Raw genomic sequence first — 2,423 nt, forward strand, 5'->3', positions numbered from 1 at the left:
AGGTGGAAATGGAACAGGTCTTTCGTTTTATATTAAATACGCAGAAGAGTCAACAGAGGATAATCCTGTAGTGATAGCCAAAGGCGTTGACGAAAATGGAAAAGAATTTGAAGAAAAGAGTAACATTAATGATATTAATTTGAGAAATGCTTCTTATGTTGAAATGAGTGCTTTGGAGGCATATTATAACGTCGACAAGGGGAATAGTCTCAGTTATTTTCCGCAAGAAACTGGGTGTATGGGATTAAATGACAGATGCGACCTTATATCCAGCTTTGAAAAGGTTATACAGGATATGAATAAATTAGGAAGGTATGATTTGCAGATGTTTTATATGCGAAATATGAATACTTATCTAAATGCAAGCAGTAAGCATAAATAGGGCTTAGTTATTTGAATATAGTAGAAAAAGTAAGCTTGGACTCCATAGGAGAGAGCAGGTGCGGTTCCGACTGACAGAAGAACCGTGGAAAGTTAATATGGGATTAGGTGTTGAAAACACTTTTATCCAAAAAAGTTGAGGCGGAAACTGGACTGGCATATAGAGAAAATTTTGAGCTGATTGGAGGAACAGAAATATGTATATTGGTTCTGGTCTGAATACCGTATCTTCATTGTACGGTCAACAAAAAAGTAATTATATGAAAGCACCTGCATCTGCGGAAAAGACATTTTATACGGCAGAAACACCAAAGGTATATCAGATATTCACAACAGATAATATGTTGTGGACGGGAGGTAATGGAACAGGTCTTTCTTATTGTCTTAAATATGCGGATGATTTGACGGATGAAAATCCTGTGGTGTTAGCGAAAGGTGTGGATGAAAACGGGAAAGAGTTTGAGCAAAGAATTTATATCAATGACGTTAATCCATCAAATGCTACAGTAGTCGAAATGCGTGCATTGGAGGCACATTACAAAGTGGAAAAGCAGGGAGGTTTCACGTCTCTGCCGCTTGAAGCTGGTAATATGGGACTTAACGACAGAAGAGATTTTATCGCAATGTTCAAAAAAAGCATAGAAGATTTAAACAAATTGGGAAAGTTTGACTTATCGTTGCTTTGGACGAAAAGTATGGATACATATCTTAATTTGCCAAATGCAAATAGTAAGTATAAATAAGGCTTAGTTATTTGGACATAGAAGGAAAAGAGAATTTAGAATAAACGAAGGAGATTGAGACAATGCAGTCAATATCAAGTTATATTAATCCTAATACAAGAGGACTTACATCTAATTACAAAAATACAGCTATTAAAGATAAGGAAACCTATAATGAGGCGATGTCGCAGCACTTACTAAATCCGGTAGAAGATTTGGTTCAAGTGTTAAAAACACCTATAAAATTGGCGAAGAGTTCGTCACTTAGCAGACAGAATAATTCTGTTAATATTGCGGAAGGGCAAAGAATCCGTGTTAATGGAGGTCATGTGCTTACGGTTACGGCGCATGGAGTAGAGGTTTCTGGTGGAGATAATCCGTATGATACACAATCATATGTAAAAGCACAGAGAATGGCAGATGCATTGGCATCCATGCTGCGAAATGCAGGTGGGACAATGACTACTGTAGCACATTCAAAGGAGGAATATGCCCGGTATACAGAGGGAATTACGGATGTTATGTCTTATCTGGGTGTAGACACTTCCAAAGATTTTACGGTCAATGGTATGAAATATAGCAAAAATAAAGATGGTTGGTATGAGTCAGAAGCGAACAGTGATGCGCAGGCGGCATATGAACAGTTAAAAGCGAATAACAGAATCTACCAGTTTGCAGATGAAAAGACCAAAAAGCAGATTGCATATATTAGTGATTATTACCTTCAGACAGTGCCGGAGAGTGTAAAGGCGGCGTGGCAGGAAACATTGGAAGAAACTGGTTTTAATCCATTTCAGACGGATGTAACCAGTACATTAACGCAGTTATCTGTAGAGCAGGATTTTCTGACAGGTGGTGATGACAATATTTTTGGTGAAACGAAAGAAAGTTGTTTAGCAGCTATCGACAAAGTATTGGAGAGAATAGAAAATCCGTTGGCAGCAGTTACAGAGGAAAGGGCAGCATATCTGCAGCAGGAAAAAGAATTTTATACCGTACTGGCATCTAAAATAAGAGAATAAAATGCCGGGAGGAATTTAAAGATACAGATTATAAGACTTATATAAGGCAGGGGGATAATATGGTTACTGTAAATAATTCTGACTATTATAACAACATTCCAGCTGGCAGGGATTTAAACAAGCTGCCCAATAATTCCAGCGCCGGTACAACTGTAGGATATCAGTATGATGGACTTACAGAGGAAGATCGTTTCGTACAAAAAGTTTTGCAGGAGCATTATGATAAAGTGTACAAAGAAAATTTGTCTCATTCTGATCCAATGGCATATATCGAATCAAAATATTGTGATGTGACCTC

At 37.6% G+C, this 2,423-nt stretch carries 3 protein-coding genes and 1 pseudogene; all 4 read left to right on the forward strand.

The window, feature by feature from the left end; genetic code table 11:
• Window positions 1-382: hypothetical protein (locus H8S17_RS15860; RefSeq protein ID WP_186867877.1), on the forward strand; the 382-nt coding region annotated here is incomplete at its 5' end.
• A 196-nt stretch (window positions 383-578) separates the two neighbouring features.
• A complete protein-coding gene (locus tag H8S17_RS15865) occupies window positions 579-1,124 on the forward strand; it encodes a hypothetical protein (RefSeq protein WP_117699276.1) in 546 nt (181 codons plus the stop codon).
• Window positions 1,125-1,186: 62 nt separating this feature from the next.
• Complete coding sequence (locus tag H8S17_RS15870) at window positions 1,187-2,125, forward strand: hypothetical protein (RefSeq protein ID WP_055040310.1); 939 nt, start codon at window positions 1,187-1,189, stop codon at window positions 2,123-2,125.
• 59 nt (window positions 2,126-2,184) lie between these two features.
• Window positions 2,185-2,423 (forward strand): annotated as a pseudogene (locus H8S17_RS15875) (DUF4885 family protein); the annotation flags it as partial.

The sequence above is a fragment of the Roseburia zhanii genome, from assembly GCF_014287635.1.
Taxonomy (GTDB): Bacteria; Bacillota; Clostridia; order Lachnospirales; family Lachnospiraceae; genus Roseburia_B; species Roseburia_B zhanii.

What these genes read in the sequence shown, in the direction of transcription:
- H8S17_RS15870 (WP_055040310.1), top strand. Translation starts at nt 1,187, where the DNA reads ATGCAGTCAATATCAAGTTATATTAATCCTAATACAAGAGGACTTACA.
- H8S17_RS15865 (WP_117699276.1), top strand. Translation starts at nt 579, where the DNA reads ATGTATATTGGTTCTGGTCTGAATACCGTATCTTCATTGTACGGTCAA.